The 6,989-nt window shown below is 55.9% G+C and carries 7 protein-coding genes; 4 read left to right on the top strand and 3 right to left on the bottom strand.

Annotation, left to right across the window (positions count from 1 at the left end):
- Positions 1–408 (bottom strand): hemerythrin domain-containing protein (locus tag VGK23_04270; protein ID HEY3419748.1); only part of this gene is annotated, 408 nt, incomplete at its 3' end.
- A 157-nt stretch (positions 409–565) separates the two neighbouring features.
- Here VGK23_04270 and VGK23_04265 point away from each other — a divergent pair.
- A complete protein-coding gene (locus VGK23_04265) occupies positions 566–1,945 on the top strand; it encodes an aldehyde dehydrogenase family protein (protein HEY3419747.1) in 1,380 nt (459 codons plus the stop codon).
- Positions 1,946–1,958: 13 nt separating this feature from the next.
- Here the strand turns inward: VGK23_04265 and VGK23_04260 are convergent, their stop codons facing one another.
- On the bottom strand, positions 1,959–3,572 hold the full coding sequence (locus VGK23_04260; protein ID HEY3419746.1) for an aldehyde dehydrogenase family protein: 1,614 nt from the start codon (positions 3,570–3,572) through the stop codon (positions 1,959–1,961).
- 270 nt (positions 3,573–3,842) lie between these two features.
- Between VGK23_04260 and VGK23_04255 the strand changes: the two genes are divergently transcribed.
- Positions 3,843–4,595, top strand: a complete 753-nt coding sequence (locus tag VGK23_04255; GenBank protein HEY3419745.1) for an aquaporin — start codon at positions 3,843–3,845, stop codon at positions 4,593–4,595.
- A 46-nt stretch (positions 4,596–4,641) separates the two neighbouring features.
- Positions 4,642–5,352, top strand: a complete 711-nt coding sequence (locus VGK23_04250; protein ID HEY3419744.1) for a 4Fe-4S binding protein — start codon at positions 4,642–4,644, stop codon at positions 5,350–5,352.
- Here VGK23_04250 and VGK23_04245 read toward each other — a convergent pair whose 3' ends face one another.
- The gene (locus VGK23_04245; GenBank protein ID HEY3419743.1) at positions 5,353–5,811 is read right to left on the bottom strand and encodes a pyridoxamine 5'-phosphate oxidase family protein; all 459 of its coding nucleotides are present in this window, start codon (positions 5,809–5,811) and stop codon (positions 5,353–5,355) included.
- Between the two features lie 154 nt (positions 5,812–5,965).
- On the opposite strand from VGK23_04245, the gene VGK23_04240 reads away from it, so the two are divergent.
- Positions 5,966–6,985 carry an alcohol dehydrogenase catalytic domain-containing protein gene (locus tag VGK23_04240; protein HEY3419742.1) on the top strand — a complete coding sequence of 340 codons (1,020 nt, stop codon included), beginning with the start codon at positions 5,966–5,968 and terminating at the stop codon, positions 6,983–6,985.
- The last annotated feature ends 4 nt before the right edge of the window (positions 6,986–6,989 follow it).

Below are 6,989 nucleotides of genomic sequence, written 5' to 3'. Positions count from 1 at the left end.
CTCGCCCAGCTCTTCCAGCCGTTTCTTGCTGAACATTTTGGGCAGCCTGGGTATCAGGTTGGATTCTTCCCGGGCCATGTGGGTCTCGTGAACCTCCAGGATGGGCCGGAGTCTCGGCACCCATATCTCTTTGCCGTAACCGGTCATGACCAGATCGGAATAGAGTATCTCCATGGCACGGTGCTCCTCGATCAGCTCCAATGCGAATTCCCTCTCCGCCTGCAGCTCCTCCATGGCAGGGAAGAGCGTCTTCTCCTCCGCCACATGATGGGCCGCAAGCCGCCGCAGCAGGTCTGCCAAGACCTCTTCCCTTAATCCGGCATCCGAGTTCGGGGAATGTCTCAATTCCAATATCTCCCTCCGGAACTCCCTGTGGTCTTCGATTATCATCAAGCCTATGTCCTTCATCCTTCATGCCACCTGGCGCACCTTTTTCGGCGCACCTCCGAATGAACTCGGAGCCCCTTCTACTAAAAGTTACTGTGGTGGCCTATGAGGCAGTCATGAGGTCGATAATGTCAGTGATGCGTTGGGATATATCTAGGGGATAGACAATTCATCAAAGGTGGAAATCCAATCCATTGATCCAGGTTCCGGGAAGGTCATCGCAGAGTTCGGATCGGCATCGGAGAGCGATGTGGATGAAGCTCTATCGAAGGCCAAGATCAGCCAGGCTAAGTGGTGCCGTGATACCTCGAGGGACGATCGGGCGGCGTGCGTCAGGAAGCTCGGTTCGATATTGGTCAGGGAAAAGGAGAACCTCGCTGACCTGGTACACCGGGAATGCGGATTTCCCCGTAACGCCGTCCTGGGCGAGTGCAATAGCGCCCTGAATGGGGTTGAACATTACATCAGGGAATATTCCCGGTTCCAGGACGAAGATTTCCCGCTGGATGCCTCGTGGGTCGACACCAAGGCGACGATCCATTATGTCCCCCATGGGATCATCGGCCACATCGGGATCTGGAACTTCCCCATATGGCAGACCATGATCACTGTGATCCCCGGACTCCTTACGGGAAATGGCATCGTATTCAAACCCTCTGAGATGGCCACCTTGTCCGGACTAAAGGTGGCGGAAATGGTACATGAGGCGGGATTTCCCAAGGACCTTTTCGTGCCCCTTATAGGTGGAGCAGATGTCGGGAAGAAGATGGTACGATCTGACTTCGACGCATTGGTCTTCACCGGAGGCATAAAGACCGGCCTGGAGATCGTCAGGAACGCCGGGATCAAGCCAATGATACTGGAACTGTCCGGCAACGACGCCGGGATAATATGCTCCGATGTGGATGTGGAGACTGCCGCAAGAGGGGTTTGCTCAGGAACGTTCGGAAGGGCGGGCCAGGTCTGCATCCGAATAAAACGGGTCTATGTCCACAAGGACGTAGCTGAACAGTTCATACGCCGGCTGGTGGATATCACCTCGCATATCGATCCCAGAGCTAGTATCGGCCCGCTGATCCGAGAGGAAGCCCGGAAGAACGTCGACCGGGTGGTAAAGGACTCGGTCGCCAAGGGTTCGAAGTTGTTGCTGGGCGGTAAGAAGTTAGATGGTCCGGGCTATTTCTACGAACCCACCATACTCTTGATCGACCGGGACGACCTGGAGGTGACCGGGAAGGAGACCTTCGGACCGGTCTGCCCGATCCGGATCGTGAACGACGATGAACAGGCGGTTAGGCTGGCGAACGATACCGGATATGGGCTGGGGGCGACCATTTGGACGAAAGACCAGCAAAGGGCCATGAAGCTGGCTGCGTCCCTGGAAGCGGGCAATGTTTGGATCAACGACTGCGGTCGGTCCCTGAGCTGCGGCGAGTTCTTCCAGGGCTGGAAGCAGAGCGGCATTCCCAGCAGTCAACGGAGGATACAGATGTTCCTGAAGAAGAAGTCGGTGATCGACCATCTGAGATGCGACCCGAGACCGAACTGGTTCAAGTGACCCTGCCTGGAGCCTATTTGCCCTTCCATATCTTCTTAAGTTTTGGAAGGGACAGCAGGGACCAGGCCTTGTTCTTTCCAAAGCTCATGTCCAGCATGATCCTGTTCGCTTCCAGCTTGCCCTTATCGTATGGATACCACCAAAGCTCCCGGTCGAATTTTCCGCGGTCCACATGTACATGATGCGGTTCAAGGAGCTCGGCGAACCCTAAGATGCCGTGAGTATGCCCGAAACCACTCTGCCTTCTTCCACCCCATGGAGTGGATGAAAGGCCGTACGTATAGGAGACGTTGTTGACCAGAATCGTTCCGCCGGACATGCTCTCCGCCATCTTCCGCCCGAGCGCCAGATCTTTGGTCCACACGCTGCCGGTCAGGGCGTATTGGCAGTCGTTCGCAAGGGCGATCCCTTCTTCCTCGTCATGGAACTGGCTCAGAGACACGATCGGCCCGAATATCTCCTCTTGGATGACCTTCGAGCTCTGGGGAAGACCGGCGATGACGGTAGGTTCGAAGAAGTTGCCCTTGAGAGTGGGCGACCGTTTTCCTCCGCAGAGGACCCGCCCGCCATCGGCCTCGGCAATGCTTACCCATTCCTCCATCTCCACTAACGCTTCCTCACTGATCATCGGACCAACGGAGACCTCGGGGTCTTCCCAACCCCATCCCAGCTTCAGGGAGCGGACCCTTTCGACCAAGCACTGCGTGAACTCCGAATAGGCTCCGCTCTGGACATAGAACCTCTTGACACTGCAGCAGGTCTGACCTGAGTTGACGAACGCTCCCCAGGAGGCTGCCTCTGCCGCACGCTCGATGTCAGCGTCATCCATGACCAGGAACGGGTCCTTTCCCCCGAGCTCCAGGGTCACCGGAGTGAACCGGTGGCAGACGTTCTCCATGACCTTCCTTCCCGCTTCCTTCCCTCCAGTGAATATGATCCTGTCCAATCCACACCAGGCGAAAGCCTGGCCGATCTTTTCGCCTCGACCCACCACCACCTGCACCAATCCTTTCGGAACGCCAGCTTGCTCAAGGATCTGTGCTATCTTCAATGCGCTGAACGGTGTGTGGGAGGAGGGCTTCAGCAGGACCGCGTTCCCGGCCGCGATGGCCATCACCGTCTGCGAATAGGGCATGCCGAACGGATAGTTCCAAGGTGCGATGATCCCCACCACTCCAATGGGCTTTGGGACGATGTAGGAGGTCCGCCGCAGGTACCGCATGGCGATCCCCATGCTCCCGAAATCGATCTTGTATGGCCGGAAGATGCGCTTCATCTCTCCCATGGAGAAGTCCCCGGCGCTCAGAGCGCATCCGATATCGGCGTTGATGGCCTCCATCTTGGTCTTGCCCGTCTCCTGGCAAACGATCTCGGCGATGGATTCGATCTGGTCGAAAATGATATCCTGTGCGCGCGATATGACCTTCTTCCTTTCTGATAGATCAAGACCGTTCCAGATCGTCTGGGCCTCGGATGCCTTCCTGCGCATGGATGGAAGCGAGTTCGGATCGCAAGTTCCGGTCTCGCCCACCATCTCATGGGTGGCAGGGTTGAGGATCCGTATCATGGAGCTCGGTTCGGATTCGTTTTTGATCTCCTTGAACATGGCACGCCACTCGTCCTTCATCGAATCGGCTCTGTGGATAATAACCTTGACCTTAAAGCGACCGTCTTCGGCCGATGACCGTCGGCGCATAACATGTTGTCCTGTGCCAGTGATCGGATTCCATTATCCCTACGAATCAGGTGAATGCCGTCACCCAAGGCTAACCCTCGTCAAATGCTTCTGGCGGAACTTGAACGCTACATTCAAGAACGAAATGGTCACTCCATTATTTGATTATTGATTTAATTATTTATATGCAGAATCCACCATTCCGTCTGGTAGGCAACGATAATGGTCACCTTGAGACAAAGCATGATCGCAGAGTTCGTAGGCTCGATGTTCCTGGTCATCGCCGCCATATCACCCGGAATACTCGGGATCGATGTCCTGGGGGCGGGTGTGGCGGTCTCGGTCTTCATGAACGCGATCGCCGTGGGATTCGTCCTGTTTGCCTTGATCGAGACGTTCGGACCCCTATCGGGAAGCAATTTCAACCCGGCGGTCACCCTTGCATTGTTATACACGAAAGAGACCACTCCAAAGAGGGCCGCGGGATACATATCGGCCCAGATGGCCGGGGGATTCGTAGGGTTGGTCTTCTCCCACCTGATGTTCTATGACACGGTCCCGACCATTATCACCATCTCGGAAAACACCAAATCACCCGGACTATACTTGGCGGAATTCCTGGGGGCCTTCCTTCTGTTGGCGGTCATATACGGTTGCGTTAGGGGACATTCGAAGCAGACCAGCATGTCCGTGGGATTTGTGGTAGGTGGCATGCTGATAACCACCGCCAGCACTATGTATGCCAACCCGATGGTCGCGTTCATGCGCATATTCACATATTCGATCTCCGGAATCGCCCCGGTTTCTGCGATCTTCTTCATAGTGGCAGAGTTCCTTGGTGCCTTGGCTGCGGCATACGTGATGACCAGGCTGTATCCGACAAAGCAAGAGGAGAGAGTATGCGATCCTTACAACTGCACCACGGAATGTGCAGCCCCGATCGCTATCCTGGATGCCCCTCCAAAAGGGAAATAATCCTATACTGAGAGGACAAATAGGAAAGACCAGGATCGGATTAACAATGGTAAAGAGGAAGATCATCAAGATCGACAGGTCGCTCTGCACGGGCTGCGGTAATTGCGTCACGGCGTGCGCCGAGGGCGCGATAGAGCTCAGGGGCGGGAAGGCAGAGGTTGTCAGCGAAACCTTCTGCGATGGCCTGGGAGCCTGCCTAGGAGAATGCCCCACCGGCGCGTTGACCATCGAGGAGCGTGAAGCCCCAGAGTTCAGCGATACCCAGGTAAAGGAGCACCTAGAGAGGAAAAAGGACCTGACCCTCACGCCATGCGCCTGTCCATCCTCCGGACCTCGTGTGTTCAAGGTAAGGGAAGGACCTGCCGAGAATGTGGCAAACCCCTCTCAGCTTTCCACCTGGCCCATACAATTGCGGCTCGTTCCCACCAACGCACCATACCTATGGAACGCCAGCCTTCTGATCGCTGCCGATTGCACTGCCTTCGCGTGCGGGTCCATGCAAGGACAGTTCGTTAAAGGGAAGGTAGCTTTGATAGGCTGTCCAAAGCTGGACGATAACGATGCTTATGTCCAGAAGCTGACCGATATATTGTCCACCAATCCGATCAAGGACATCACGCTGGTGCATATGGAGGTGCCCTGTTGCCGACAGCTCAAGAAACTAGTCCTGACGGCGTTGCAGCGCTCCGGCAGGCAGGTCCCTTTGACCGAATATGTGGTAATGATAGAGGGCGGCGAAGCGGTAATGGTGCCTTAGTCAGTGTTGGGACCTTTTCCCGGAGATGCTCTCGATGTCCACCCGGATGATGAGGGCCAGATTGAAACCCCTTTCCGCGTATTCGAACGGCCCCTTGGCATAGTGGGACATTATCAGGTTCAAACCGTATTTTTTGCCTTCGGCGTCGTCTATCAGGACAGCACGTCCCACACCCTCGATGCTTCGGTAACGCATGCTCCATTTGCAGGCCACATCGCCCTTGACCAACTCCGTATCCAGGTCCATCTCGAAGCAGACCCGGTCGCTTCGTTTGAGGATGTCGATCTTCCGACCTTCCTTGGCACAGTGAAAGTATAGGCTCTTGCCATCATATCCGAAGTTCATCGGCACGATATAGGGTTCATCCCCATCGATCAACCCCAGCCGGCAGATCATCGCTCTCTTTATCAGGTCGTCGATCGCGCCGCGGTCCTTGATCTCCCTCTCGGCCTGTCTCATGGTGAGGTGATGGGCGGGCGCGGAGATATCGGTTGTCATTGAGACCGGTCGTTAGGGTAGCCGATCTCAAGGGTTGAGCTCTTAGTTGGATGATACATCCAATTTAAATAATTACATGGCCCTCCCCATTCTGAGAGTTATGCGAGCAGCCTTGATGAAAGGTCCCGGAGAACTGTTGCTGGATGACATTCCAGACCCGTTCTGCCCCCCTGGAGGCGCCTTGGTCAAGGTGGAGGCCTGCGCGGTCTGCGGCACCGATGTGAAGATGCTTGAGCACGGCCACAGGGACCTGAGGTATCCAAGGGTCCTGGGTCACGAGATCGTCGGCAGGATCATTGAGCTGGAGACAGAGGAAGGAGGCCTGGCCATAGGTGATCGGGTCCAGGTATGGCCTGGAATATCCTGCGGTAAATGCCGTCCCTGTTCACGCGGCAACGACAACCAGTGCGAATCGCAGGGGATCTTAGGTTTCAACGTGGATGGAGGTTACGCCGAGTACGTGGCCCTTCCTTCGGGCAATGTCCAACATGGAGGACTGAATCGGGTCGAAGAAAGGGACGACCCGGTCCAGTTGGCACTTTCCGAGCCTCTTGCCTGTTGTTTGAACGGTCAAGCTCTGACCCGAGTGTCGGAAGGGGACCGGGTGCTTGTCCTGGGAGGCGGTCCGGTGGGGGCCATCCATGTAGCCTTGGCCAAACAAAAGGGAGCGGAGAAGGTGATCGTTTCGGAGAGGATGCCCAACCGCATCGCCTTATTACGCGATCGGGCTGACAGGGTCATCGACCATTCCACCGAGGACCTGGCCAAAACGGTCATGGATGAGACCGAGGGAAAAGGGATCGACGTCATTCTGCCGGCAACCCCAGAGGTCCGTGTTGATGAGTATCTGATGAGCCTGCTGGCGTCAAACGGCAGATTGTGTGTGTTCTCCGGTCCGAGGAAGGGCGAGTACGAAGCCCCGATCGATGTCCGCTCTATGCATTACAAGGAGCAGACCATGGTCGGTGCCTATGGTTGCTCTTCATCGCATGACAGGGAAGCGGTCATGCTGATCCGTTCCGGTGAGGTCGATCTCAGTTGGATCGTGACGCACAGATGCAACTTGAAAGAGGTCCATGGCGCCATCGACCATACCGCGATGCGCCGGGGCATGAAATCGGTGATAGTCTTCTGAGGTG

This window comes from Methanomassiliicoccales archaeon (genome assembly GCA_036504055.1).
In the GTDB taxonomy this organism is placed as follows: Archaea; Thermoplasmatota; Thermoplasmata; order Methanomassiliicoccales; family UBA472; genus DASXVU01.
The sequence above is the reverse complement of the archived record's forward strand: the minus strand, read 5'-3'. Positions and strand labels throughout refer to the sequence as shown.

What these genes read in the sequence shown, in the direction of transcription:
- VGK23_04260 (HEY3419746.1), bottom strand. Translation starts at nt 3,572, where the DNA reads ATGAAGGACGAGTGGCGTGCCATGTTCAAGGAGATCAAAAACGAATCC.
- VGK23_04255 (HEY3419745.1), top strand. Translation starts at nt 3,843, where the DNA reads ATGGTCACCTTGAGACAAAGCATGATCGCAGAGTTCGTAGGCTCGATG.
- VGK23_04250 (HEY3419744.1), top strand. Translation starts at nt 4,642, where the DNA reads ATGGTAAAGAGGAAGATCATCAAGATCGACAGGTCGCTCTGCACGGGC.
- VGK23_04245 (HEY3419743.1), bottom strand. Translation starts at nt 5,811, where the DNA reads ATGAGACAGGCCGAGAGGGAGATCAAGGACCGCGGCGCGATCGACGAC.
- VGK23_04240 (HEY3419742.1), top strand. Translation starts at nt 5,966, where the DNA reads ATGAAAGGTCCCGGAGAACTGTTGCTGGATGACATTCCAGACCCGTTC.